Origin of the sequence: Terriglobus roseus, from assembly GCF_900102185.1 — a bacterium.
Taxonomy (GTDB): Bacteria; Acidobacteriota; Terriglobia; order Terriglobales; family Acidobacteriaceae; genus Terriglobus; species Terriglobus roseus_A.
Window position 1 is genome coordinate 4,000,539 of record NZ_LT629690.1, and the last position, 24,324, is coordinate 4,024,862.

General features: G+C 58.2%; 25 protein-coding genes. 15 read left to right on the forward strand and 10 right to left on the reverse strand.

Features of this window, described 5'->3' with window-relative positions; genetic code table 11:
* Positions 1-3 precede the first annotated feature (3 nt).
* Positions 4-1,131, forward strand: coding sequence for a PepSY-associated TM helix domain-containing protein (locus tag BLT38_RS16680; RefSeq protein ID WP_083346206.1), 1,128 nt, complete (start codon positions 4-6; stop codon positions 1,129-1,131).
* A 51-nt stretch (positions 1,132-1,182) separates the two neighbouring features.
* On the opposite strand, the gene BLT38_RS16685 is transcribed toward BLT38_RS16680, so the two are convergent.
* On the reverse strand, positions 1,183-3,105 hold the full coding sequence (locus BLT38_RS16685; protein WP_083346207.1) for a M61 family metallopeptidase: 1,923 nt from the start codon (positions 3,103-3,105) through the stop codon (positions 1,183-1,185).
* A 233-nt stretch (positions 3,106-3,338) separates the two neighbouring features.
* On the opposite strand from BLT38_RS16685, the gene BLT38_RS16690 reads away from it, so the two are divergent.
* From BLT38_RS16690 to BLT38_RS16705, 4 genes are all read left to right on the forward strand, one after another.
* On the forward strand, positions 3,339-4,628 hold the full coding sequence (locus BLT38_RS16690; protein WP_083346208.1) for a Gfo/Idh/MocA family protein: 1,290 nt from the start codon (positions 3,339-3,341) through the stop codon (positions 4,626-4,628).
* 67 nt (positions 4,629-4,695) lie between these two features.
* On the forward strand, positions 4,696-5,991 hold the full coding sequence (locus BLT38_RS16695; RefSeq protein WP_083346209.1) for a hypothetical protein: 1,296 nt from the start codon (positions 4,696-4,698) through the stop codon (positions 5,989-5,991).
* 17 nt (positions 5,992-6,008) lie between these two features.
* Positions 6,009-6,923, forward strand: coding sequence for an MBL fold metallo-hydrolase (locus BLT38_RS16700; protein WP_231966573.1), 915 nt, complete (start codon positions 6,009-6,011; stop codon positions 6,921-6,923).
* Between the two features lie 53 nt (positions 6,924-6,976).
* Positions 6,977-8,437, forward strand: coding sequence for a diguanylate cyclase (locus BLT38_RS16705; RefSeq protein ID WP_172838320.1), 1,461 nt, complete (start codon positions 6,977-6,979; stop codon positions 8,435-8,437).
* On the opposite strand, the gene BLT38_RS16710 is transcribed toward BLT38_RS16705, so the two are convergent.
* Entirely contained in the window at positions 8,407-8,829 is a 423-nt protein-coding gene (locus BLT38_RS16710) for a VOC family protein (protein ID WP_083347148.1), read from the reverse strand. The two genes, BLT38_RS16705 and BLT38_RS16710, sit on opposite strands and share 31 nt — an antisense overlap.
* Before the next feature lie 28 nt (positions 8,830-8,857).
* Entirely contained in the window at positions 8,858-9,973 is a 1,116-nt protein-coding gene (locus BLT38_RS16715; protein ID WP_083346211.1) for an LssY C-terminal domain-containing protein, read from the reverse strand.
* A 147-nt stretch (positions 9,974-10,120) separates the two neighbouring features.
* On the opposite strand from BLT38_RS16715, the gene hscA reads away from it, so the two are divergent.
* A complete protein-coding gene (gene hscA / locus BLT38_RS16720; protein ID WP_083347149.1) occupies positions 10,121-12,061 on the forward strand; it encodes a Fe-S protein assembly chaperone HscA in 1,941 nt (646 codons plus the stop codon).
* Here hscA and BLT38_RS16725 read toward each other — a convergent pair.
* Entirely contained in the window at positions 12,058-12,510 is a 453-nt protein-coding gene (locus tag BLT38_RS16725; protein WP_156785178.1) for a hypothetical protein, read from the reverse strand. The genes hscA and BLT38_RS16725 overlap by 4 nt on opposite strands.
* A 194-nt stretch (positions 12,511-12,704) precedes the next feature.
* Here BLT38_RS16725 and BLT38_RS16730 point away from each other — a divergent pair, with 194 nt between their 5' ends.
* The 6 genes from BLT38_RS16730 to prmC all read left to right on the forward strand — a co-directional run bounded on the left by BLT38_RS16730 (position 12,705) and on the right by prmC (position 16,479).
* Positions 12,705-13,367: a DUF2306 domain-containing protein gene (locus tag BLT38_RS16730; RefSeq protein ID WP_083346213.1), complete on the forward strand. Its 663-nt coding sequence runs from the start codon at positions 12,705-12,707 to the stop codon at positions 13,365-13,367.
* Positions 13,368-13,384: 17 nt separating this feature from the next.
* Complete coding sequence (locus BLT38_RS16735) at positions 13,385-13,825, forward strand: 2Fe-2S iron-sulfur cluster-binding protein (RefSeq protein WP_047494770.1); 441 nt, start codon at positions 13,385-13,387, stop codon at positions 13,823-13,825.
* Positions 13,826-13,830: 5 nt separating this feature from the next.
* A complete protein-coding gene (gene iscX / locus BLT38_RS16740; protein ID WP_047491858.1) occupies positions 13,831-14,046 on the forward strand; it encodes a Fe-S cluster assembly protein IscX in 216 nt (71 codons plus the stop codon).
* A gap of 57 nt (positions 14,047-14,103) precedes the next feature.
* A complete protein-coding gene (locus tag BLT38_RS16745; RefSeq protein WP_047491853.1) occupies positions 14,104-14,295 on the forward strand; it encodes a hypothetical protein in 192 nt (63 codons plus the stop codon).
* A 220-nt stretch (positions 14,296-14,515) separates the two neighbouring features.
* On the forward strand, positions 14,516-15,592 hold the full coding sequence (gene prfA / locus BLT38_RS16750; protein WP_047491849.1) for a peptide chain release factor 1: 1,077 nt from the start codon (positions 14,516-14,518) through the stop codon (positions 15,590-15,592).
* The gene (gene prmC, locus BLT38_RS16755; protein ID WP_083346214.1) at positions 15,592-16,479 is read left to right on the forward strand and encodes a peptide chain release factor N(5)-glutamine methyltransferase; all 888 of its coding nucleotides are present in this window, start codon (positions 15,592-15,594) and stop codon (positions 16,477-16,479) included. Before prfA ends, prmC begins: the two co-directional genes overlap by 1 nt.
* 9 nt (positions 16,480-16,488) lie before the next feature.
* Here prmC and BLT38_RS16760 read toward each other — a convergent pair whose 3' ends face one another.
* Together BLT38_RS16760 and BLT38_RS16765 are read right to left on the reverse strand one after the other, a co-directional pair.
* A complete protein-coding gene (locus BLT38_RS16760; protein WP_083346215.1) occupies positions 16,489-17,487 on the reverse strand; it encodes a nuclease in 999 nt (332 codons plus the stop codon).
* 4 nt (positions 17,488-17,491) lie between these two features.
* Positions 17,492-18,073 (reverse strand): anthranilate synthase component II, encoded by a 582-nt coding sequence (locus BLT38_RS16765; protein ID WP_047491846.1) that lies wholly within the window; start codon positions 18,071-18,073, stop codon positions 17,492-17,494.
* Between the two features lie 148 nt (positions 18,074-18,221).
* Here BLT38_RS16765 and glpK point away from each other — a divergent pair, with 148 nt between their 5' ends.
* Genes glpK through BLT38_RS16780 form a run of 3 tightly spaced genes read left to right on the forward strand, consistent with a single transcriptional unit; the run spans position 18,222 to position 22,036 of the window.
* Positions 18,222-19,709, forward strand: a complete 1,488-nt coding sequence (gene glpK / locus BLT38_RS16770) for a glycerol kinase GlpK (protein WP_083346216.1) — start codon at positions 18,222-18,224, stop codon at positions 19,707-19,709.
* Positions 19,706-21,274, forward strand: coding sequence for a glycerol-3-phosphate dehydrogenase/oxidase (locus BLT38_RS16775; RefSeq protein WP_083347150.1), 1,569 nt, complete (start codon positions 19,706-19,708; stop codon positions 21,272-21,274). The genes glpK and BLT38_RS16775 overlap by 4 nt, the downstream gene beginning before the upstream one ends.
* Positions 21,275-21,295: 21 nt before the next feature.
* The gene (locus tag BLT38_RS16780; protein WP_083346217.1) at positions 21,296-22,036 is read left to right on the forward strand and encodes an MIP/aquaporin family protein; all 741 of its coding nucleotides are present in this window, start codon (positions 21,296-21,298) and stop codon (positions 22,034-22,036) included.
* Between the two features lie 33 nt (positions 22,037-22,069).
* On the opposite strand, the gene hscB is transcribed toward BLT38_RS16780, so the two are convergent.
* Genes hscB through BLT38_RS16800 form a run of 4 tightly spaced genes read right to left on the reverse strand, consistent with a single transcriptional unit; the run spans position 22,070 to position 24,292 of the window.
* Entirely contained in the window at positions 22,070-22,678 is a 609-nt protein-coding gene (gene hscB / locus BLT38_RS16785) for a Fe-S protein assembly co-chaperone HscB (RefSeq protein ID WP_083346218.1), read from the reverse strand.
* Complete coding sequence (locus BLT38_RS16790; RefSeq protein WP_083346219.1) at positions 22,675-23,166, reverse strand: GNAT family N-acetyltransferase; 492 nt, start codon at positions 23,164-23,166, stop codon at positions 22,675-22,677. Before BLT38_RS16790 ends, hscB begins: the two co-directional genes overlap by 4 nt.
* Positions 23,167-23,170: 4 nt before the next feature.
* A complete protein-coding gene (locus tag BLT38_RS16795) occupies positions 23,171-23,647 on the reverse strand; it encodes a HesB/IscA family protein (RefSeq protein WP_083346220.1) in 477 nt (158 codons plus the stop codon).
* A gap of 15 nt (positions 23,648-23,662) precedes the next feature.
* Positions 23,663-24,292: a hypothetical protein gene (locus BLT38_RS16800; RefSeq protein WP_231966574.1), complete on the reverse strand. Its 630-nt coding sequence runs from the start codon at positions 24,290-24,292 to the stop codon at positions 23,663-23,665.
* Positions 24,293-24,324: the final 32 nt, after the last annotated feature.

The following is a 24,324-nucleotide window of genomic DNA, read 5'->3' on the forward strand; positions in this document are numbered from 1 at the left end:
CGCATGGGATTCGCAAGCAATCTCGTTCATCATCCGCGTAAGCTGTGGCTGCGCAGGGCGCTCTTCCAGGTTCATCTCTGGTTGGGCGTCCTGCTGTCGCTCTACGTGATCGTTATTGGATTTTCAGGCTCTGTGCTGGTGTGGGAAGACGAGCTGCAGGCGCGCGCGTTTCGTGGGCAGACGTACGACGCAGCGCATACTCTTCCTGCATCGCAAATTGTTAAGACCGTTGCTAACGCCTATCCGAAAGAGCCGCTGTATTACCTGATGTGGCCGCAGGAAAATGCGCCGGTGTACACCGCGTATCTGCACACGGAAAACAAGGGCCAACACATCGTGCGTTTGAATGCGACGACCGGCGAAATTGTGCCGATTCGTAGCGGCTTCATTGACTGGATGCACGACCTGCACATCTACCTGCTGATGGGGCAGACCGGCTTCATTGTGAATTGTGTGATGGGCATTGGTCTGCTTGTTCTTTCGATCAGCGGCCTGGTGTTGTGGTGGCCTGGGCTTCGTGCTTGGGCGCGTGGTTTCTATGTGAATCTGCGCGCTGGATGGAAGCGCATTAACTTCGACGCACACAACGCCATTGGCATCTGGACGCTGCTGATTGTCAGTTGGTGGGGATTCACTGCGATTGCCTTCCTGCTTCCCGCACAGGTGATGAAAGCCGTGAGTGTGATCTCGCCAGTGAAGGCGATGCGGCAACCGGATGTGCCTAAGCCGCAACATGTGGGTGACGCGGTATCGCTGCAAACAATTGCGGATCGCTCGAATCAACTGAATCCATCGGCGTTTCTGTCTGGCGTTTCGCTGCCTGATGCGCCGGGACAGAACTACGTCGCATACATGGATAGCCCGACGCCCGGCGACTTTTCGCATCGGTTCATCCACACATTTGCAGCGGATGGGCAGTTGCTTTCGACGTGGCACTACGGCGAGAAGCAGTCGCTGGGCGATTGGATTCTTTGGCTGGTTTATCCACTGCACTTCGGTACGTTGTGGGGAACTTGGGTGAAGGTGATCTGGAGTGCGCTTGGCATGAGCTTGCCTGTTCTCTCCATTACCGGATTGCTGATGTATTGGAATCGTTATCTGGGTAAGCGCTGGAAGAAGCTTCAGCACTAAATCAAAAGGGCACGGCTTTCACCGTGCCCTTTGAACATGCAAAAGTAATCACTATTTCACTTTGGTTCCAAGCCATGCTTCGCGGAACGCCTTCTGTTCCGCAGTGAGTGTTCCGCCTGCTGTTTCGACAGGAACAATCTCAAGCGTGGGATCTGCAGCGAGGACGGCCTTCGAGCGTACTTCCTGACCGCGACGCTTGTAGATCAGCTCCACGCTGTCGCCTACCTTTTTCCCGTCGATGGCCTTCTCTACATCCGCAGATGAGTTGATGGCCATGCCGCCAACGCTGACCAACTCATCATCCAGATCGAGTCCTGCAAGATATGCAGGCGAACCGATGACGGTGGATGCGGCAACCTTCAACGTCTCCGGTCCTGCAGGCGCCTGACCGCGACGCACTGGATCACCCTTCTTCATCAGATAGATGTTCCCCAATGTTGCGCCGCCGCGCTTCTTCATGACGAAGCCTGCGTGCTGCAGCAGCGATGCGTAGTCCACCTTCTCTGTGCCGATCATGTAACGCTTCACGTAATCTGCCGCGAAGGCAGGATCGCCGCTCACTTTTGCGAGCTGCGTTTGCACATCCGCAATGCTGTACGGATGGCCTACGAGTCCGGGTGCGGGGCCACCGGGCTTGCCGTATGCCAACCACATGGCACGCATGAAGTCATCGAGCGTGACCTTGCCGTTTGTCTTCACACGTAGGGAGAGATCGAGGCCCATCGCGACCACATCGCCGAACGTGTAGTACGAGACGAAGGTGTTGTTGAAGTACGTCGGGAACAGATCGCTTGCACCGTCAACGAATGGAGCCATGCGGCTCATATCCATTGCGGAGCGATACTGCGTTGAGGGTGAATTGATTACGTTGCTGATGTCGCGTGCAAAGCCCATCATGCCGCGCGGCATGGGTGTTAGGCCGGTGCGGATCATCGCCAGGTTGCCGTAGTACTGCGTGAAGCCTTCTGCAACAAACATCAGGCCGCTCATGTTCACATCGCGGAAGTTGAACGGCTCCAGACCTTCTGGACGGATGCGTTCCACGTTCCAGTTGTGAAAGTACTCATGCGCTACGACGCTGAGGCCAAGCTGGCGCGAGGTCATCACAGTACTGTTGCGATGCTCCATGCCATCGCCGTTGTCCCACGGCAGAGCATCGGCGAGGAAGGTGTAATAGCCCGGCTCGTAGTCCGGCAGTTCGCCGTAGACGGCCTGCTCTTCCTTCACGATCTTTTCGACGCCTGCGAAGTACTCGGCCAGTTCTGCGTCCGTGGCCTGCGAGTGGGCTACGACGCGGATGGTCTGCGCCTTGCCGCCGGGCTTGAGCGCGGGCACCTGGAAGGTGTGGATCGCGTAGTTCGCGAGCTCTGCTGGGCTGTCCATCAGGTATTGCAGATTGGGCGAGGTGAACGTATTGGGATCGTTCGTTGGATAAAGCTGCGTGGCGATCTTCCAGTTCAAGCCCTCGGGCAGAACGAAGCTTAGTTTCGACGGACGATCATCGAAACCGTGCGCCCACATTACCGTCGCGGGCCAGTTCAGGTGCGCGTGCGTTGTGTCGATGGCCATGAAGGTGCCATCGACGCGGTTGCCGAACAATTTGTAAGTGACATGAACGGTGCCGTGATGTCCGCTGACGGTCCACGAACGTGGGTCGGGCCTGGTGACGGTGAGCGGCTTGCCGCTTTCGTCAGTGAACTTTTCTTCGAAGACATTCGATGCGTATTCAAACGCGGCGTAGCGGCCGGGAGAGGATCGGCTCATCTGCACGGTGAGGGGCTGCTGCGGAACGTTGTGGAAGGTGGCCTCTACCTGCACCACGTGGTGCACAACGTCTGGAAAGGTAAAGCGATATTCCGTGGCGTTGTTCTGTGCGAGGGCAGGCAGGGTGGCTGCAGCAATGGCGGCGGCACCCACAAGACGCAGGAAGCGAGCAGAAAAATTCTTCACAGTGAGGCGATGATAACGCTGCAAACCGTGCCGGTGAAGTGATCCTTCATTCCGCTTTCGTGGGAAGCGATTCCAATCTGGGAGAGTAACGACAGAGAGACGAAAGATGAAACGGTGAAAAATGGCGCGGATTCGCGTGACGGCGAGGGAATTTGTGGACTAGATTGGTATGCGCTTCGGCGAGAGTCTTGTGGCGGTGGTCCAACCTCTGCAGGTCTCGTCGGCAAAACTTCTAGCTCATTAAAGGGAACCCGCTCATGATCACTCGCAGAACCTTCCTTGGAACCATGGGAGCCGCGACCGCGCTGGCAGCCATGCCCACCGCACGCGCGCTTGGCGCTAATGACCGCATTCGAATCGCGCTGGTGGGATGCGGCGATCGTGGCATGCAGGATCTGCGTGACGCTCTCAAGGAATCGAACATTGAAATTGTGGCCGCCGCTGACGCCTACACGCGCCGACTGGAGATGATGAAGGAGAAGTATCCCAACATCAAGACCTATGACGATCCCCTGAAGTTGCTGGAAAACAAGGACGTAGATGCGGTGATCAATGCGACGCCGCTGCACCTGCATGCCAAGTATTTTCTTGCCACGCTGCAGGCCGGAAAAGACCTGTACAGCGAAAAAACGATGGCCTACAACATTGCCGATGCCACGGCTTGCCGCAATGCCGCCAAGGCTTCAAAGCAGGTGGTGCAGATTGGTATGCAGCACGAGAGCGAAGGCGAACTGCGCGATGTGCAGGACTGGGTCAAGAGCGGCAAGCTTGGCAAACTGACCATGGTGGAGGCATGGATGAGCCGCAACACACCACGTGGCAAAGGCCAGTGGGTACGCCCCATTCCTGAGGATTGCAACCCGGACCATGTGCGCTGGGATCTGTTCCTGGCAAACCGTCCGAAGAGTGCGTTCGATGCGAACAAGTTCATCAACTGGCGTCTGTTCTGGGAGTTCTCCGGCGGCAACATCACGGAAAACATGGTGCACCAGATCGCGTGGATTGCCACCGCGCTGGATCTTGACGTTCCTGCCGCTGCGTATTGCGCGGGTGGCGTGTTCAGCGAAAAGGATGGACGGCAGGTGCCTGACACGATTGCCGTAACGCTCGAATATCCGAATGATCTGACCGTGTTGTGGCAGTCCACTTTCTCCAATGCACGTTATGGATTGGGCGAGCACTACCTGGGATCGAACGGAACGATTGAGCATGTGTCCGGTTCGACAGGCATGGTAACGGGAAGCCAGAACTCGCGTGGCGGCACGAAGTTCATGCCGGAGAAGGCGAACGATCCCAGCGGTGTGGTCATTGAATCGACCACCAAGGGCGTGACGCACATGGGCAACTGGTTTGATGCGATCCGTTCGCGCAGCAAGGACAAGGTGAATGCCACGGTGGAAGTAGGCTATCGGTCTTCGGTAGCGTCATTTATGTCGAACCTGGCGTACCGCCGTAAGGCACGCGTGACCTTTGAAGATGCGAAGGCGGCAGCGCCAGATGCGTTGTACAACGAGGCCGACCTGCACACGTCGCACCACAAGGCGTGAGATAGCGGTTGAAACGAGAAAAACTCACGATGGCAGAAGTGGTTTCGAGAGATACACTGCTGCCACCGTGAAGCGTTTTCACATCTTCGTGATTGCGTTCGTGATGCCGTTCGTTGCGCTGGCGCAGGATCATGTCTCCAGTCCCGGTTACAACTCGGTGATCCCCGAGTTGCGCGGCGACCGGTACAACATTGATCGCGATCTGCAGATCGCGTTGCGTACATTTAACGGGCAAAACTCTCTCGACATGCGCGACCGGTCTGTCGGCGTGGTGGATCGGTCGATTTCCGGCAGCCTGCGCACAAATGCATCCACCGACGTGATTGCCGAGGGTGTGGTGCTGCGTACGGACGCGTACCTGGCGCCGGACAAGAACAGCATGGTGACCGTTCTTACCGTGTTGCCCACCGTAATTCTGCGAGCACCCGCGGGATTTCCAAATTCGCCTACGGGGTCCAATCGCTCTACGACCCGCCACCGTGACGTGCTTTCTGCAGCTCCGCCGCCTCCGCAAGGTTCGACACTGCGATTTGCCTTGGCGGGAGGCACAGTCTATTTCGACGACAACAATGGGGCCACAGTGCGGCAGACTGCTGTGCGATATCCGGGGCCTGGTGAGAATCTGGTTTTCTTTGGCCAGACCATCGTTGGTGGGCCGAGTGATCCGCCGTCGGCAGTGTTGCTGTTAAGGAGCGCCTGTTCGCCGCAAGACCATACGTGCTCATCTATTGACGGGAATGTCGCCAACTCGGACGCGTTGATGGCACGGCTGCCTTTTGGGATGGCAACGGTTGGAGCCTATAACGCAGCGGGCGCTGCCATTGCTGATGCTTCGCGTGAAGGCATTCGGGGGTGGGCTGGATCGCTGGAAGTTCACTACAACGTGGGGCAAGGGGACATTCGGCGGTTATCGGGGCCGGAGATTGATATGCCGCCGTTTACTCCTTCTGCAATGGATGAGAGCTTTGTGCGAGCGCACATCCTGCGAAGCGATGCCAATCTGACGACGGGTGGGCTTGGTGTTGTGACGAACTCAGTGGCTGCAGTGGACAAGGTGTATCAGGGCTTGACGCCGCGCGAACGGACCATCGATATCACGCAGCGCGGAGGTTTGCTGTGGAAGGACAGCACCGTTGTGATGGCTGCTTTGACGCCAACACAACAACCGCTTGTGGAAGGTGGCGACTACTTTCTGGCAGTGGGTCGCACCCTCGACAATCGGTGGGAGTTGCGGGCGGCATGGCGCGTTGTGGATGACCAGGTGTTTGCGTTGGATAGACCGCGTAGCGTAGCGATCTCGCATGATGGCGGTTCGTACTGGAAGAGTACAGCGTTGTTTCTGAAGTCGCATGGGCTGCAATAGTTCTGAGCTTCGATGCAATGCTGCAAGGCGGTACCCTGTTTCTGATGGCGATTGAGTTTCTTGCGACAGATGATGATGCTCTGATCCGTGGGCGCGCCCGTGTGGGTGATGCGGAGATTGTGGTGTGTAGCGATGGCACGTGCCTGTTCGATGGCGGAGCCATGTTTGGTGTGGTGCCGAAGACGCTTTGGTCGCGCAAGGTTCAGGCCGACGAGAAGAACCGCGTGATGCTTGGTTTGAATTGCGTGGTGGTGAAGATTGGCGGCAAGAACGTGCTGATTGAAACCGGATTCGGCAATAAGATCGCACCCAAGTTGAAAGAGATTTATGCAATACAGGAACGGCTTCCCTCTTCATTGAATGCTGCCGGACTTTCGCCGGATGATATCGACATTGTGATCAATTCGCATCTGCATTGGGACCACTGCGGATGGAACAGTGTGCTGGATGCGAATGGCAATGTGCTGCCTTATTTTTCGAACGCACAATACATTGCGCATCGTGGCGAGGTGGAGCATGGGCGGCATCAGTGGGAGCGCGATCGGATCAGCTATGTGTCTGACAACTACGAACCGATGATAGCCAGCGGACAGATGCGGCTGGTGGAAGGCACACATGCTGAGGTGATGCCTGGCATAACACTTGAGTGTTATCCCGGACATACCCAACAGTGCATGGTGGTCCATATAGAAAATGGCGGTGAACACGCGTGTTTTGTGAGCGATCTGATCCCCACCAGCGCGCACCTAGATGTGGGGTGGGTGATGGGATTTGACTTGGATCCGTTGCGGACGATTGAAGAGCGCAAGCGGTTCTATTCACGTGCTCTGCCCGAAAATTGGTTGATCCTTTTTCCACACGATCACCGCCGATGTATGACAGAGCTGCAAAAGGACTCGACGGGACGTAGCGTGGTCGTGAAAGATTATTGATATTGTGTGCGATGGAGAGAGCCTCTCCCATCGTTTCCGGAGGTAGACCCGCGTTGCCAATCCCCCAAACCGACATGACTCCGCTACAAGCGGCCCGCAAGCGCGGCGAAATTCTCCGTCAGCTTGGGCTGATGGAGGAGGTGGATGAACAGGAGTTCGACGAACTGGTTGAACTTGCTGCAGCACTGTGCGGCAAAGCGTTAAGCGCGATGACCCTGCTGGATGAGGAGACGCAACTCATCAAGGCGCGTATGGGCTTTCAAGGGGCTCGAACGATGCCTGTGCGCGAATCCATCTGCCAGTACACCGTGCAAAACAACCAGCTTCTTGTGGTGGAAGACACGGTAAACGATGAGCGCTTCCGCGGCCCTGTGGGTGGCAGTATTCGGTTCTATGCTGGTACGCCCCTCACCACGCTGGATGGCACTGCCGTTGGCGCGCTGTGCGTGATGGATACAGCGCCTTCCGTGCTGTCAGAGCAACAGCTTCGTGCATTGCAGATTTTGGGGCGGCAGCTTAGCAATCGTATTCAGTTACGCGAACGTGCGCGGTCCATGGCCGACATGATGTCAGAACGTGAACGCGCGCGCGAAATGTTTGTGACCATCCTGAACAACGTTCCGGCTGAGATCTATTTGAAAGATGAGGACGGCAGGCTTCGTTTTTATAACCGTAAGCTGGCCAATCGCTTTGCCATTAACGAGGCCGCATGGCTGGGCAAGACCAGCCGCGATTTGTGGGATGAAGAGACGGCATTGCGCATTCTTCAGGAAGACCGGGAGGTATTCCTGTCGGGAGAGCCGCAGGAAACGTTCCTGGATTTGAAAGAAGCCGATGGCAAGCACAGCTACTGGAGGACCACCAAGGCACCGTGCCAGGATTCGAATGGCAATCCGGTGCTGGCGTGCTGCTCGGTTGATCTGACGGAACAGCGTGACCGCGAACGCCAACTTCAAGAGACTAAGGAGGAGTTGGAAGAGGCGAATCGCAAGCTGAGTTCGCTTGCGCTTACCGATGCGTTGACCGGACTGTGGAATCGTCGCGCTTTCGATTCGCGTTTGGAGACAGCAGTGATTGCTGCGCAACGCAGCAAAAAGCCGTTGGCACTGATGCTGCTGGATGTGGATCACTTCAAGCGCATTAATGACCGCTTTGGGCATCCATGCGGTGATGAAGTGCTGCGCAATGTGGCGACGATTCTGAATCGGACCAAGCGAGCGGATGAAGTGGCATGTCGCTTTGGTGGAGAAGAGTTCACCATACTGATGCCGGGAACGGATGCCCAGGGAGCCATGGTTTTAGGCGAGCGAATTCGCAAAGCGATGCATGCCTTCGAATGGGACAAAGAGCCGATCACGATCAGCATGGGCATTGCCGTGTGGACCGATGGCTGGTCTTCCGATGACCTGGTGGACAATGCTGATGCGGCACTGTATCGCGCAAAAGAAGGTGGACGTGACCGCTTCATTTGCTACAACTGCGATCAGTTCTTGGGCGCTGCCCAGGGATCGTAGTCACCGACGCTCCAAATCTGACCTTCTGGATCGCGCACGCTAAAGCCGCTGCCGCCGTAGTCCTTTGTCTCAAGAGGCATGAGAACGGAAGCGCCGGCGGCTTTCGCCTTTTCCCATGCCGCAGCGCAATCCTTCACGATGAGATAGATCGACGCGGTCACGCGATTCCCTACCTCGTCTGGCTGCACATACCAACCCGCTGTTGCGGGATTCACGCCGACGGTTCCCAGCATGATCATGCCGTTGCCGAGTATGAGTTCGGCATGATGCACCACGCCGTCGTCACCGCGATAGACGGCATGCTCCGTGAAATCGAATGCCTGCTTCAACCACTCAATCATGCGGTTGCAGTCGCGATAGCGGATGGCGGAAATGACGTTCACGGTGCTCATGGGGAAGACCTCCGTTGCGCTGGTCATATTACTGCAACAGCATGACGAGTATGCGGCCGTCCGAGTGAAAACTTGCGCCTGTTGCGGTCTTCGCCTCGCGGATTGGATCGGATGGCGTGACGTATGCAGCAGCGGCGACGGCACCGGTTGACGTAACACTGTCGCGTAGAAAATCGCGTTCCGTGTCGATGGCAGGCGCAATGCTGTGAGTGACTTGGCCGTTACGACTGTCACGGGCAAAGCCGTTGTCGTACGTTGCAGAACCGATCCACAGCGGCTGGCCATTGATGACTTGTGTTGTCTTCCAGATGCGCACATGATGGCGCTCCGCGGCTACGCGCAACGTATCCCCGCGCGCGAAGCTCATGTCCTGCGGGCGACCGAAGAGATACAGCGTGCTCATGGGGACTTCGCGATAAGGCTCTTTGGACAGCGTGGCCAGCAGGCCGTGGAGGATGGCGGTATTGCGATCCGCGTCCACCGCGAACCAACCGCTGTGGAGGAACGCATCCTGCACCTGCTGCTCTGAGCCGATAAGCGCGAAATTTACGGCGTCGCCCACGTTGCCCTGGCCATCGTCATCGCGACGCGGGAATGCGTCAAAGATGGCAGGCTGTAGGAGTTGCGACAAACTTAGAGCAGCCGCTGTTGCTGATCCGGATGGCGTTGAAGCGAGAGTGATGGAGACTTTGTAACTGCCGGTGGCGGTAAGTCCATCACTGAGATTCGCGGCAAGGAAGAGATTGCCGGTGGAGCGTACCGGGATTGTTTCCCCTGCGCCTATGCTGAAGGGCCATGCAGCTTCGTTATCGCCGATGCGGCCAATCAGAGCGCCGGTTTGCGCGGTGGGCAGAGGGTATTGCCGCAGAAGATCGCGCCAGAAGTGTTCCTTGCCGTCGGGCGTGATGGTTTGCCCGTTTGCCAGCGTGATCGTGCCGTTCGCCTTCACGGTCAGGGTGTCACCGGGGACCAGAGGGATGCCGGTGTCGATCCAGCCCTTTGTGGCGTCGATGGTTACTGTGGCGTGGTCTTTGCGGTGCGCAACCGCGACAGGAGCGGTGGGCGCAATCGCCTCGATGCGTGCGGTCTGCGCCGAAAGCACAGGCGTGACTGCAAGCAGGACGAAGACTACGAAACGGCGCATGTATTTTCAGACGCATTCTGCCGCGCAAATGTCGCGTTGACGCTTTGGGGCAGTCCGATTTCCTCGAAAATCAATGGAATGCGACAATGAAGAGTCGGGCTTTTGTGCGTCTTTGCTGCACTGGAGCGCATCTGGAATAGGAACGGTATGGCAGAACAGACACGCGTCGTCGGCATCGATCTTGGCACCACCAACTCACTTGTCGCCTTTCTTGAGAATGGCGTCCCTGTTGTCATTCCCGGCGAAGACGGGTCAAAACTGGTGCCTTCGGTGGTGGCCATTGAAAACGGCTCTGTGACCGTGGGCAACGGCGCGCGCGGCACCCTGCTGTCGTCGCCTGGCAATGCTGTCTACAGCGCAAAACGACTGATGGGCCGCGGCATTGACGATGTGCGCGATGAGTTGTCACTGTTTCCCTTCCGCCTTGCCGATGACCAGAAGACTGACGAGGTGTTGAAACTGCACGTGGGTGACCGCGTGCTGACGCCGCCGCAAATTTCCGCTCTGGTGCTGGAGCAGTTGAAGAAGAATGCGGAGCGCTACTTCGGCACTTTGATCACGAAGGCTGTCATCACCGTTCCCGCCTACTTCAACGATGCACAGCGCCAGGCAACGAAGGATGCTGGCCGCATTGCGGGGCTAGATGTTCTGCGACTGGTGAATGAGCCCACCGCTGCTGCGCTGGCTTATGGTCTGGATCGTGCGAAAGAAGGCACCGTGGCGGTGTATGACTTTGGCGGCGGCACGTTTGATGTGTCGATTCTGAAGCTGCACGACGGCATCTTTGAGGTCATCTCGACGAACGGCGACACGCATCTGGGCGGCGATGACATTGACAATCTGTTGCTGCGCATTGCGCTGGATGAGATTCAACACGAGCTTGGCATTGCGCCCACGCCAGAAGTAGTGCAGAACGTCCGTAAAGCCGTGATTGATGTGAAGATTGCGCTGTCTGCGGATGATTCCGCGAAGTTCGACATTGCGCTGAGTGGTGGCAAGAAGTATCAGCGCGAGATTACGCGCGAGCAGTTTGAAGGCCTGATTCAGCCGGTGATTGCGCGTACGGCTGCGCCGTCGCGGCAGGCGCTGAAGGATGCGGGTATGGAGCCTGCGCAGATTGACGAAGTTGTTCTGGTTGGCGGATCGACGCGCATTCCTGCGGTGCAGGCGCTGGTGGATGAGGTCTTTCAGCTTTCGGCGCGCGGCAAGACGGCGCATACCGAGCTGAATCCGGACGAAGTTGTGGCTATGGGTGCGGCGGTGCAGGCGGACATTCTGGCCGGTGGCTCTGCGGCCACCAGTGAGCTTTTGCTGCTGGATGTGACACCGCTGTCGCTGGGTATTGAGGCTCTGGGTGGAGTTGTGGCGAAGATCATTCAGCGCAACAGCACCATTCCTGCGAGCGCGACAGAGCACTTCACCACGGGTGTGGACGGGCAGACGAACGTTGCTATCCATGTGGTGCAGGGCGAGCGCGAACTGGCTAAGGATTGCCGGTCGCTGGCCCGGTTTGATCTGAAGGGTATTCCCCCGATGACGGCAGGATTGCCGCGCATTGAGGTGAAGTTCCTGATCGACGCAAACGGCATTCTGCAGGTGAGCGCGAAGGAACAGCGCAGTGGCAAGGCGGCCGAAATTGAAGTGAAGCCGACCTACGGCCTGTCAGACGACCAGGTGGAAGAGATGATCCTGGCGTCGTTCGATCACGCGGAAGAGGACCTGGAACAGCGCCAGTTGATTGAAGCCACGAACGAGGCGAATACGATTCGCGAGGCCGTAGCGAAGGGCCGCAAACATGCCGCGTGGCAGCAGCTTACCCACGAAGAGATCGTTGAAGTGGACGCGGCACAGGCGAACCTGGACGAGACCATCCAGAAGAAGGATTACAAGGACATCCGCGCTGCCATTGACCGGCTGGATAGGGCCACGCGCCGCTTTGCCGAGTTGATGATGGACACCACGCTGCAGCAGGCTATGACCGGCAAGACGATGGAAGCTGCGGGCGAGAACATTGGCGATGGACCGGCTGCTCCGCACCCGTTTGCTCCGGCGCAGATCGACGATTCTAAGAAGGAAAAAGAAGACTAAGTACGCGGTGGCTTTGGAGCGTGCTTGGCGCGCAGTTCGCGGATGCTGGGCTTGATCGCTCCGGGATCGCCGGATGCCATGGGAACGTCCTTGGGCGGACGCGACCGCAGTGCTGCGGCTACATTCCGAATGCGGGATGGACGCTCCTCGGCGCCGTTCGCTTCAGGCCGGGTGAATGCAGCGGCAGCCACCTCACGGATGCGCGACGGACGCTCTCCACGTGCGGCAGCCTCTTCCGCTGCCAGCTTCGCTTCTTTGCGCGCATTCATCGCAGCGGCAGCTTCACGGATGCGGGAGGGGCTGTGGCCACGAGCCCGGGTGGGCTCCTTCGGGATTTCGTGCTCGCCTGTGTTGCCGGAGCGGCCTTCCTTGGAGGAGCTGAAGACGGCCACAAGGCACGGGATGAGGATAAGCAGGATGAAGCCAATGGCAACCATCAGGTTATGCACGATCAAAACCTCCGCAATGGGGCGTTTGCGTCTTCGCAGGATACATCGGGGACGTGGCCACGGCTCCGGACAGGCATGTGACGGCGGTGCAACTTCCGGGGCATCGTGGATTTTATGAACATGTTTTTTAGTAGTCCAGCCCTCCGGTACGGAACCTCCTGAAACAACTTTGCGTTAGTTAGCCAGGGCTTCCCATGGCACAGATGACGCTGCATTCCGATCCGAACAGGCTGGCACCCGTGTCCTCTGGCCTTCGGATTGGGTTCTGGTTGTGCATTGTGGTGGCGATTGCCGCTGTGCTGCGACGACTGCTGGCTCTGGGACAGTCTCCGTCCGCTGCAGAACCGCCTGATCTGCGGACGCTGGATGCGTTCTTCCGTTCTCATGCTTCGTTGACCTACGCGCACATTTGCACCGCGTTGTTGTTCGTCTGCATTCTGCCTCTGGTTTACTGGAACCGAACACGACTGTGGAAGCCGGTGCGGGTGGCTTTCTATTCGCTGGGGCTGATTGTTGGGATCACGGCCTTTGGTATGTCTCGAAACCCCGTGGGTGGAGTGGTTGAAGGCGCGGCGGTGGTCGTGTTCAATCTGCTGTTTCTGTTTTCGCTGGTACAGAGCTTCCGAGCCTGGCGCACAGGGGATGCCATAGCCGACCGGCGGTGGACGCTAAGGGCCACAGCCATTGTGCTGGGGATTGCTACGACGCGTCCGGTGATGGGCGTTTTCTTTGCCACGGCGCGGCTTACCGGGTGGACTCCGCACCAGTTCTTTGGCCCCGCCTTCTGGATTGGCTTCAGTATCAACACTGTCGTCATGGAGAATGCTCTGCGCAGACATACGCGTTCGATAGAATGAATATCAGAGCGAACATCATGTCAGAACATCACGTAGAACTGCCCGAAGTTGACCTTTCCAAGCCGCCCGCCGAGGGCATTGTCCGCGTGACGTTCCTTCCAGAGAACAAGACGGTGGAATTTCCCTTCGGCACGCTACCTTACGATGGCCACGGCCAGCCGATGAGCTTTCTGGATGTTGCAGAAAACTATGGCATTTTCCTGGACCACGCGTGCGGCGGCGTATGCGCCTGCACCACCTGCCACCTGTATGTGAAGCAGGGTGATGCGGGACTGAGCGATCCGGAAGATGATGAGCTGGACCGCGTGGACCTGGCCGCAGGACCGCAGACAAATTCGCGCCTGGGCTGCCAGGCAGTGATCACCCAGCCCGGAACCTACGTGGTGGAGATTCCCGCGTGGAATCGCAACTATGTGCAGGAAGGCAAGCCCGCTGCCATTACGGCGCAGAAGGACTAATCGCGATGCCCTTTGAGTTTGGTTGGGAAGATGCCGAGGAGATCGGCATCCAGTTGCAGGAGAAGCATCCGGAGATCGAACCGCTTTCGGTCCGCTTCACGGACATGCACAAGTTGATCACCGAACTGCCGGGCTTCAACGGCGACCCGGCGAAGTCAAACGAAGGCATTCTGGAAGCTATCCAGATGGCGTGGCTGGAAGAGTACAACGACGCAAAGTAAGCATTCGGCGGAACCTTTTCCCGCGAATGGCGTATGTCATGCAAGGGGGATGAGCCCATGTTGAAACTGCTGCTGTTCTGCCTTCTTTTCGTTATGTGCTGGCCGCTGGCTCTGCTCGCGATCGTGCTGTATCCCATTGTCTGGCTGTTCCTGCTGCCGTTCCGGCTGGTGGGCATTGCCGTGGAGGGTGCTCTGGAACTGGTCTCCGCCATCATCTTCCTGCCGGCGCGGGTGTTGCGCGCCATCTAGCTTTCCTGCGCTGATTCTGCCGGTGCATCGCGGTCGTCGCGCTATCATCAAATAAGTGATGCTGCGCGCCCAGTTCAATCCGGTTCATGCTTCCCGACATGCCGCGGCACGCCTTGGCTTTGCCTAGCTGCGTTCGCCGCGGCTTTTCGCGTTTTCTCGCGACCCTTTCCCAATTCCCATCATGATGTGCCCTGCGTGCGCGCAGGAGGAGAAGATTGCCATGTTTGACCGGCTGGAACAGCTTGAAGAACGCTTTAAGGAGCTTGAAAAAGAGCTCGCAGACCCCTCGTTGGTGACCGATCAGCAGCGTTTTCAGAAGACCGCCAAGCAGCACCGCGATATGGAGCCGGTCATTGACCGCTTCCGTGACTACAAGCGTGTGCGCGACGGTATTGCCGAAGCGAAGCTGATGCTGACGGAAGACGACGCCGACATGAAAGCGATGGCCCAGGAAGAACTGACCGGTCTGCAGGCACGCTTGCCCGAGATTGAAGAAGAACTCAAGATCATGTTGCTGCCCAAGGACCCGAACGACGAAAAGAACGTCGTACTGGAAATCCGCGCAGCCACGGGCGGCGATGAAGCTTCGCTGTTCGCCTCAGAGGTCTTCCGCATGTATCTGCGCTATGCGGAACTGCATCGCTGGAAGGTGCAGGTGCTGTCTGAAACGGAATCAACCGTGGGTGGTTTGAAGGACGTTACAGCACTGATTGAAGGTGACCGCGTGTACTCGTCTCTGAAGTATGAGAGCGGTGTGCACCGTGTGCAGCGTGTGCCTGCAACCGAGACACAGGGCCGCGTGCATACCTCTGCCATCACCGTTGCGGTTCTTCCTGAAGCGGAAGAAGTGGACGTAAAGGTTGAGCAGAAGGACCTTCGCATTGATACCTTCTGCTCGTCAGGCCCCGGCGGACAGAGCGTGAACACTACGTATTCCGCCATTCGCATTACGCATCTGCCCACGAACACGGTTGTGAGCTGCCAGGACGAAAAGTCGCAGATCAAGAACCGTGAAAAGGCGATGCGTGTGTTGCGTGCGCGCCTGTACGAAGTGGAGATGGAAAAGCAGCACCAGGCGCAGGCCAGCGCGCGTAAATCGCAGGTGGGCAGCGGCGATCGCAGTGAGAAGATTCGTACCTACAACTTCCCGCAGAACCGCCTGACGGATCATCGCATTGGACTGACGCTGCACCAGTTGGAATACGTGATGGAAGGCAAGCTACAGCCCATTGTGGATGCGCTGATTGCGCATGACACGAGCGAACGCCTGAAGGCGGAAGCCGAGGTTGCTGCTTAATGGCGCAGGAGTTGCAGCGGCACGAACCGTTGAAGATTAAAGGCTGCACGGTGGCTGACGCGTTGCGCTTCGGCACCATGCGCCTGTCCATGCGCGATGACCTGCGTGAGAACGCAGCACGTGATGCGCAGCAGATTCTCGAAATCGCTACCGGGCTGACGCGTGTGCAGATGATGGCGCAGCCGGATCGTCCGGTAAAGGAAGAGGAAGCCGGATCGTTCCAGGGCATGCTGGCACAACGTCGCCATGCCATGCCGATTCAGCATCTGCGTGGTTCGCAGGAGTTCTTCGGGCGCGAGTTTGCCGTTTCTCCGGATGTGCTGATTCCGCGGCCGGAGACGGAACACATTGTTGAAGAAGTGCTGCGTCTGTTCCCGGATCGCAAGGCTCCGCTGAAGATCGCGGATGTGGGCACGGGCAGCGGCATTCTGGCGGTGACGTTGGCGCTGGAATTTCCGCAGAGCCTGGTGGCTGCTCTGGATATCTCGCCAGATGCGCTGGCCGTCGCGCAGGACAACACTGCTCGACTAAACACGCTGAATCGCACACGGATTCTGCAGTCGGACTTGCTGGCAGCGGTTACAGGCGAGACATTCGACCTGATTGTTTCGAACCCGCCGTATATTCCTCTTATCGAGAAGGACACGCTGCATGCGCAGGTGCGCGAGTATGAGCCGCATCTGGCGTTGTTCGGTGGTGAGGATGGTCACGACGTTCTGCGCAGGCTGATTCCACAGGCGAAGGATGCGTTATCGCCCGGCGGATGGCTGCTGCTGGAGACGGCAGGCCGTAGCGGGATCGCAGATGAACTGCTCAGCGGCTGGCAGCAGGTTCACTGGGTGAGCGATCTGCAAGGCATTGAGCGCATCGCTGTGGCCCAGCGCTAACGCTTCTTCTTAGTCGTGAACGCCGAATAGCTTGCGGAAGAAGTGTCCGATGGCCCGGAAAGGGTTCGGACCTTGCTCTGGAGGCTTCGTGGATGCTACGTGCACGTCCGTCGCGGGTGGCGGTGGTGGTGTGACTACTGTCGGTGGCGCAGTTGTTGCAGCATTCGGAGCTGTGGTGGCAGGAGCTACAGGCGTAGCAGCATCTGCAGCCGTTGTGCTCTCGCCCGGAGGCCCGGTCACAGTGTTGGTCGTGCCGTTGTAAGCCAGCGTGCTGTTGACGCGGGTGTGCGTTTCACCCACGGGCGCGGGCTGCGGAGGTTCGGGCTGCTGCAGCCCCTGGCTCACAGCTTCGGGGAATGGGTGCGCCTTCGCTTCGTCCGTGACCTTGCCGTCGCCCATCTTGCCCTTCCCTGCCAGCACAAGATCGTCAGGACGCGGGCAACCGCAGGATGAGCTTTCGTGGTCTACGACCTCGCGCAGGCTGCCGTGTTCAAACAACACGCGCTGACCGGGGCGGACGAAGTATGTGCCGTCGCCGAATGTCTCTGTCACATGCAGGATTGGGGCGTTCTTGCCGACGTTGTCCACGCAGGTGTCGCCGTTGGGCACGATGCGGATGCGCAGGTCGAGTGGCGCAGCGTCGGAAAGTTCGAATCGCAGATCTGGCGTGAGGATGCTGTCGGTCTTTTCCGCTGAAGTTTTAATTTCGACTGCGCCACGATCCACTGCCATGATCATCGGCGGTTTCGCCACGGCGATCGTTGTCTGCGCCAGATGCGCCGCCGATCCTGAGCAGATCCTCACCGATCCGCCGCGGCTCAGTGTGACTTCAGCAGGCTGCACGCCCGCAGCTACAGCAGCGCTGTTGCCAATGACCGCATTGCCATTGCTGACGCGCACCAGGCCGCTGACTTCGTTGCCCTGCGTTTTCACGGAGCCCAGCGACTGCTGCGCATTTCCATGAATCGCACACACGAGAGCTGCAGAGAAAACGAAGGAGCGGCGCATACGGTTACATCTTCAGGAAGTTTTCAATCAGGCGTTTGCCGTTTTGCGTGAGCACGCTCTCCGGGTGGAACTGCACGCCCTCAATGGGCAGCTCGCGATGGCGCAGCGCCATGATGACTTCACCCTCGGGGTCCTGCGTGCGCGCAGAGACTTCCAGCTCCTTCGGCAGACCTTCCGGGCTAACCACCAGCGAGTGGTAGCGTGTGCAGGTCATGTCCTGATCGATGCCTTCAAAGAGTGTGCGGCCATCGTGATGCACCTGACTGGTCTTGCCGTGCATCAGGCGCGCGGCGCGAACCACGTTGCCACCAAAGGCTGCACCCAGTGCCTGATGTCCAAGGCAAACACCCAGAATCGGCGTGCGCTTGCCCTTCGAGGCATAGTGCTTGATCAGGTCGATGGAGACGCCCGCTTCCTGAGGCGTGCAGGGGCCGGGCGAGATGAGAATGTGGTCCGGGTTCAGCGCTTCAATCTCTTCGGGCGTCAGCTCGTCGTTCCGGCGGATGACCATCTCCGCGCCCAGCTCGCCCATGTACTGCACCAGGTTGTAGGTGAACGAATCGTAGTTGTCCAGAACGAAGACCATCAGCGAAACCCCTTATGAAAAGTGTACGCGTATTCGTGATGTCACCGCTGTTTCCAAGGCTTTAGCGCGGGTGGAATCCGTAACCGCGCGGTGATATGGTGGCTCCGTTGCGCTGCTGAGGCTTTCGTGGCGCGTTGTGAGGCGGTTTATGGCGATGTATGTTCTGGCGCTGGACCAGGGAACGACGAGTTCGCGCGCGATTCTGGTGGACCATACCGGTGCGATTGCGGGCACGGCGCAGCATGAGTTCACACAGATTTTCCCTGAGGGCAAAGCCGGTTGGGTGGAACATGATCCGTTTGAGATTCTCACCAGCCAGTTGACCGCCGCCGTGGAAGTACTGGGGCGTGCTGGTGTGCGGCCGCGCGATGTGGCGTCGCTGGGCATTACGAATCAACGTGAGACCACGATTGTGTGGGATCGCGCGACGGGCAAGCCTGTTTATAACGCCATCGTGTGGCAGGATCGTCGCACAGCTTCGATGTGCGAGCAGCTTCGCAATGAAGGCGTGGAAGAAGATGTTCGTCGGCGCACCGGCTTGAGGCTTGATCCTTACTTCAGCGGCACGAAAGTCTCATGGATTCTGGACAACGTTGCTGGTGCGCGAGAGAAGGCCGAGCGCGGTGAATTGGCGTTTGGCACTGTGGATAGCTGGCTGGTGTGGAACCTGACCAGTGGCAAGAAGCACATCACTGACCGCACGAATGCGTCGCGCACGCTGCTTTACAACATTGTCGAAGACAAGTGGGATGACGAGATGTTGCGGCTGCTGCGTGTGCCTCGCAGCATGATGCCGGAGGTAGTGTGGTCGAGCGAAAAGCTTGGCCCTGTGAGCACCACGCTGGGACTTGAAGGCACTGAGATTGCTGGCATTGCGGGTGATCAACAATCTGCGCTCTTCGGGCAGATGTGCACGAAGCCCGGCGATGCGAAGAACACCTATGGCACCGGATGCTTTCTGTTGCAGCACATTGGCACCGAATTTCGTGAGAGCCAGAATCGTTTGCTGACGACGCTGGCCTGCTCCACGAATCGCAGACCAGAATATGCGCTGGAAGGGTCTGTGTTTATTGGCGGCGCGGTGGTGCAGTGGCTGCGTGATGGACTTGGCATCATTGCATCGAGCAGCGAAGTGGAGCAGCTTGCGCAGAGCGTGCCGGATAGCGGTGGCGTGTTGTTTGTGCCCGCGTTTACTGGGCTTGGCGCACCGCACTGGGATCCGTATGCCAGCGGAACCATCATTGGCATTGGTCGCGGCACAACGAAAGGACACATTGCACGTGCGGCGCTGGAGAGCATTGCTCTGCAGACGACAGACCTGATGCGTGCGATGAATGCCGACACCGGTGTACCGCTGCGCGAGTTGCGTGTGGATGGCGGCGCGACAGCAAACGATACATTGATGCAGTTTCAGGCGGATCTGCTGGGTGTGCCGGTGCATCGTCCTGCATGCCTGGAAACAACGGCTCTGGGCGCGGCGTTTCTTGCGGGGCTTGCCGTTGGCTTCTGGAACAGCACGGATGAAATTCAGCGCGTGCAGGGCGAGGGAACGTTGTTCACACCGCAGCGGGATTACGATGCCTTATACGCGCGCTGGAAAGAAGCTGTGGAACGCGCGAAGGGATGGAACGCATGAATCGTACAGCGATGCTTGATGCCGTGAAGGCACACGGCGATGCCGCGTGGGATGTGGTCATCATCGGTGGCGGCGCTACGGGTGTGGGTGTGGCGGTGGATGCTGCTGTTCGCGGCTACAAGACGCTGCTTGTCGAGCGCGAGGATTTTGGCAAAGGCACGTCCAGCCGCAGCACCAAGCTGGTGCATGGCGGTGTGCGTTACCTGGAGCAGGGCAATATCTCGCTGGTGATGGAGGCGCTGAAAGAGCGCGGGTTGCTGCGTCAGAACGCTCCGCACCTTGTTCATGATCTTCCTTTCGTAGTGCCGAATTATGAGTGGTGGGAAGCTCCGTTCTACGGCATTGGCATGAAGATTTATGACCTGCTGGCGACGAAGTATTCGTTTGGCAAGTCGAAGATTCTTTCGCGTGAGGAGACGTTGGAACGTCTGCCAACGATCTCGCAGGAGGGATTGCGCGGTGGCGTGGTGTATCACGATGGCCAGTTTGACGACACGCGATTGCTGACACATCTCGTGATGACGGCTGCGGATCATGGCGCCACCGTGTTGAATTATTGCGGTGCTGTCGGCCTGCTGCGCGGCGAAGATGGATTTCTGCGCGGTGTAACGCTGCAAGACGGCGTCAGTGGTGAACGTTTTGACGTTCAAGCAAAGGTTGTAGTGAATGCGACGGGCATCTTCACGGATGAAGTGCGGCGCATGGCCGAGCCGGATGTGCAGACGATGGTGTCGCCCTCGCAGGGCATTCATCTGGTGTTTGAGAAGAGCTTTCTGCGCGCCGAGACAGCCATCATGGTGCCGCGCACCAGCGATGGTCGCGTGCTCTTTGCAATTCCTTGGCATGAGCACACCGTCGTTGGCACAACCGATACCCCGATTGAGGCTCCGAGCTATGAGCCGAAGCCACTGGAAGAAGAGATTGAGTTTGTGCTGGAGACAGCAGGTGAGTATCTCTCGCGCAAACCTACACGCGATGACATTCTGGCCATCTACGTTGGCATTCGTCCTCTGGTAAAAGCCGCTGGAAGCGATGGATCGAAGACGAGTGCGCTGTCACGCGATCACACGATTCACATTGATGGCAGCGGATTGCTCACCATTGTTGGCGGCAAGTGGACGACGTATCGTCACATGGCTGAAGACACAGTGAACCATGCAGCAACGCTGGGCCATTTGCCCGATGTCACATGTACGACCGCCGATCTGCATGTGCATGGATGGAGCGATGCAACCGACCTAGGCCATCTGCTGGTGTACGGCAGCGATGCAGCAAAGATTCGCGCGCTGGCCGCTTCATCGCCCGAACTTGCACAGCAACTGAATCCAGCACTTCCCTACCTTGCCACCGAGGTCGTCTGGGCGGCGCGCGAAGAGATGGCGGTTACTGTGGAAGATGTGCTGTCGCGCAGAACGCGTGCGTTGCTTCTGAATGCGAAGGCTGCCATTGCAATGGCGCCACAGGTTGCGCAGTTGATGGCTGCGGAGCTGGGTCACGACGAAGCATGGCAGCAAGCGCAGGTGAGTTCGTTTACCGCATTGGCACGGCAGTACCTACCGCAGTAGAGTGGTTGCGTTCCGAAGGAGATGTTTGTGATTGCACGCAGCCCGGTGCTGGGCGAGTTTATGGGAACGTTTGTGCTGCTGCTGCTGGGTAACGGTGTGTGTGCCGCAGTGACACTGAAGAGCAGCAAGGCAAAGGACGCGGGCTGGATGGTTGTCGCCGCGGGATGGGCCTTTGCGGTGCTGTGCGGCATTTTCGTGTCGCAGTTGTTTGGCTCGGCAGACGCCCATATGAACCCTGCATTCACGCTGGCTTTTGCGATCAAGGGTCATGCGTACGGCAACCTGATTCCCTATGTGCTGGCGCAGGTGGCGGGCGCGTTTTGCGGTGCCGCGGCGACCTGGTTGTTCTATCTGCCACTGTGGGGATTGACCGAGGCGCAGGATGCGAAGCTTGGTGTCTTCGCAACGAGCCCTGCGGTACGGAACTATGGATGGGCGTTGTTCTGCGAGGCACTGGCTTCGTTTGTGCTGGTGATCGTTGCGGGCGGGATGAGCAGCAAGCTGGTACTTACCACTGGTGCTGCGGCCGGACTCAGCCCTTTCTTAGTTAGCCTTCTCATCTGGTCGATCGGTCTGTCGCTTGGCGCGACGACTGGCTACGCCATTAATCCCGCGCGCGACTTCGGGCCCCGACTGGCACATGCGCTGTTGCCCATCGCAGGGAAGGGACCGAGCGACTGGGCCTATGCCTGGGTGCCGGTGCTTGGGCCGCTGCTGGGTGGCGGGCTGGCGGGCTGGGTTCTGTTGGCGCTGGGTGCGTAAGACACCGGCTGCGCTGGCTGGAGTAGCTACTGACTACTCCAGTGCAGCGTTGACGTCGCGCACGAGGTTTCGCAGATAGCTGCGGCGATTGAGCAGCGCCACCATCGCGTCCTTCGACGAAGATTTTGCAGTAGCGTCGTCCGTGTCCACAGCCGCGTCCCACTTGGTCCAGAGAGCCTCTAACTGTTTCTGTGAGTCGTCGAGCATGGCGGTGAAGTTGGACTTTGCAGCTTCAAGATCTTTGCGAAGCTGGGGGTCGTCATCGCCCATCTGCTTTGCCATCTTCATCTCTTCCAACTGCATGTTCAGTTCGAAGGCCTCTTCCAGAAGATCGGGAGGGACAATCTGCTTCTTCTCCGTGCCTGAAGCGCGCGCGGATTCCGTAGCCTTTACGGACTGTTCCTCAAGCTCAATGCCTTCCAGTTCCAGCAGGTACTCGGTGCGACGGATGGGATCGCGCAACGTGCGGTAAGCGTCGTTCAGCAGCGAGGATTTCTCTGTGGCTTCCGCCTGTTCCTCTGCGGATTTGGAGGCGAAGCGATCCGGATGGAACTCGCGCGAAAGCTTGTAAAAGCTCTTCTCAAGCGATGCTGTGTCGAGCGCGAGTTTCGTGGGCAGGCTGAAGACTTCGAAGTAGGTCATGGCTTCTCTTCTGATGGTATCTGTCCATCGTTTGTTGCGATCGAAGTACTGAGACGGTAGCGTCGCTTGCGTGGGTGGCCAGCAAGAAAAACCGCGTTGTTGTAGAGGACATTCACGGTTTCAACGTAGTCCGCGCCAATCCATTCCAACGTTCTGCGAGACGCCATGTTCTCCGGATCGCACGTGATCCAGAGGGGATCAATCTTTATTGCTTTTGCGATGGGGACCAGAAGCCGCACAGCGCGCGCCGCGTAGTGATTACCCCGATGTTTGGGATGAACGTTATACCCGATGTGGCCAGCGTAAAGCAGAACGTGTTGCGTGGATTCCAGTCGGAAGCGGATGCCCCCGACCTCATCTCCAGCGCGGTTCCTCATGAGCCATGCTGCCACCGGAACCTTATGCACGTCGCTGAGGTCCGTGCCAAGGTATTCGAGAGATAACTGACCATCAACCTCTTGCAATGGCTGGGACAGAATCGCCTGCATGCGGTTACGCGGTGAACGACGATCCGCAGCCGCAGCTCTTGGTGCTGTGGGGGTTGATGAAGTTGAAGCCCTGGCGCATCAGCGTCTCTTCGAAGTCGAGCGTCATGCCGCTGAGGTACAGGAAGCTCTTGGGGTCGACGAAGATCTGCACCTTGTCACCTTCCTGCTCGTAGACATACACGCGATCACGCTCGCGGGCCTGCGAATCGAAACGGATGTTATACGAGAGACCGCTGCAGCCACCACCCGTGATGCCCACGCGCAGGCCGCCCTGCTCAGCGGAGACGCCTTCCTTCTGCATGGCGGAGCGGATGCGCTTCAACGCCTTTTCCGTCACCTGGATGTTCTGTGCCTTTGCGTTGTCCGGCGGCGCGGAAACAGGCGGAACGATGGGGCTTGAGTACACGGGTGCAGCACCTGCTGCGGGGGCAGGTGCGCTCATTTCCTTGCTGGTGGTGCTGCTGATTCCTACTACCGACATAGTTGTGTTCCTTTGCTAGCGCAGGCTCTGTTGGCGCGCATCGTAAATCTTCATCTCGGCGCTGATCAGTTCATCGGCCTTCTTCAGCGCGGTCTGCGTGTTGGTATCAAGCTGATCCCAAGTGCGAAAGACACGATCTTCCTGCACGCTGGAGGGCTGGATGTTGCCGTTCTGATCCACCATGGCCGCAGCCTCTAAGGTGATGGACTTTGACACTGGATCAATCAACGCACGACGCACGCGGTAAGCGATATCAACGCAGGCGTTCAGGTGTGCGGCGTCGCCAAGGCCCCATGCAATCTGGTTGGCTCGGCAGGCCGCTGGCGTGCGATAGAACGTGAACAGCGACAGGACGTATGTGCCCTTGTTCAGGTAGTTGCTGTAGTTACGCTGCAACCACTGCGGCGTGGACGTATCCGGCATGTAGATGATGACGTCATGGTCTTCTGCAAGAGAAAGCGGCGAAGTCCACTGTTCGGTTTCATCAAACACCGCACCGGGATGACCGAAGGTGCCGCGTTGCACGACCTGCTGCGCTAAGGTGCTGGACGCCAGGAAGACCAGGAGCGCGGCGCAAAGGCCAGTCTTACGAATCGCGGATTTTAGTGGTTGAAGCTGCATTTCTGTTGCGACACCAGTCAACATGCGCTGCTATGTTGGCAGCGAGTGATGAAAAG

What these genes read in the sequence shown, in the direction of transcription:
- BLT38_RS16680 (WP_083346206.1), top strand. Translation starts at nt 4, where the DNA reads ATGGGATTCGCAAGCAATCTCGTTCATCATCCGCGTAAGCTGTGGCTG.
- BLT38_RS16690 (WP_083346208.1), top strand. Translation starts at nt 3,339, where the DNA reads ATGATCACTCGCAGAACCTTCCTTGGAACCATGGGAGCCGCGACCGCG.
- BLT38_RS16700 (WP_231966573.1), top strand. Translation starts at nt 6,009, where the DNA reads ATGCTGCAAGGCGGTACCCTGTTTCTGATGGCGATTGAGTTTCTTGCG.
- BLT38_RS16710 (WP_083347148.1), bottom strand. Translation starts at nt 8,829, where the DNA reads ATGAGCACCGTGAACGTCATTTCCGCCATCCGCTATCGCGACTGCAAC.
- BLT38_RS16715 (WP_083346211.1), bottom strand. Translation starts at nt 9,973, where the DNA reads ATGCGCCGTTTCGTAGTCTTCGTCCTGCTTGCAGTCACGCCTGTGCTT.
- hscA (WP_083347149.1), top strand. Translation starts at nt 10,121, where the DNA reads ATGGCAGAACAGACACGCGTCGTCGGCATCGATCTTGGCACCACCAAC.
- BLT38_RS16730 (WP_083346213.1), top strand. Translation starts at nt 12,705, where the DNA reads ATGGCACAGATGACGCTGCATTCCGATCCGAACAGGCTGGCACCCGTG.
- BLT38_RS16735 (WP_047494770.1), top strand. Translation starts at nt 13,385, where the DNA reads ATGTCAGAACATCACGTAGAACTGCCCGAAGTTGACCTTTCCAAGCCG.
- iscX (WP_047491858.1), top strand. Translation starts at nt 13,831, where the DNA reads ATGCCCTTTGAGTTTGGTTGGGAAGATGCCGAGGAGATCGGCATCCAG.
- BLT38_RS16745 (WP_047491853.1), top strand. Translation starts at nt 14,104, where the DNA reads ATGTTGAAACTGCTGCTGTTCTGCCTTCTTTTCGTTATGTGCTGGCCG.
- prfA (WP_047491849.1), top strand. Translation starts at nt 14,516, where the DNA reads ATGTTTGACCGGCTGGAACAGCTTGAAGAACGCTTTAAGGAGCTTGAA.
- prmC (WP_083346214.1), top strand. Translation starts at nt 15,592, where the DNA reads ATGGCGCAGGAGTTGCAGCGGCACGAACCGTTGAAGATTAAAGGCTGC.
- BLT38_RS16760 (WP_083346215.1), bottom strand. Translation starts at nt 17,487, where the DNA reads ATGCGCCGCTCCTTCGTTTTCTCTGCAGCTCTCGTGTGTGCGATTCAT.
- BLT38_RS16765 (WP_047491846.1), bottom strand. Translation starts at nt 18,073, where the DNA reads ATGGTCTTCGTTCTGGACAACTACGATTCGTTCACCTACAACCTGGTG.
- glpK (WP_083346216.1), top strand. Translation starts at nt 18,222, where the DNA reads ATGGCGATGTATGTTCTGGCGCTGGACCAGGGAACGACGAGTTCGCGC.
- BLT38_RS16775 (WP_083347150.1), top strand. Translation starts at nt 19,706, where the DNA reads ATGAATCGTACAGCGATGCTTGATGCCGTGAAGGCACACGGCGATGCC.
- BLT38_RS16780 (WP_083346217.1), top strand. Translation starts at nt 21,296, where the DNA reads ATGTTTGTGATTGCACGCAGCCCGGTGCTGGGCGAGTTTATGGGAACG.
- hscB (WP_083346218.1), bottom strand. Translation starts at nt 22,678, where the DNA reads ATGACCTACTTCGAAGTCTTCAGCCTGCCCACGAAACTCGCGCTCGAC.
- BLT38_RS16790 (WP_083346219.1), bottom strand. Translation starts at nt 23,166, where the DNA reads ATGCAGGCGATTCTGTCCCAGCCATTGCAAGAGGTTGATGGTCAGTTA.
- BLT38_RS16795 (WP_083346220.1), bottom strand. Translation starts at nt 23,647, where the DNA reads ATGTCGGTAGTAGGAATCAGCAGCACCACCAGCAAGGAAATGAGCGCA.
- BLT38_RS16800 (WP_231966574.1), bottom strand. Translation starts at nt 24,292, where the DNA reads ATGTTGACTGGTGTCGCAACAGAAATGCAGCTTCAACCACTAAAATCC.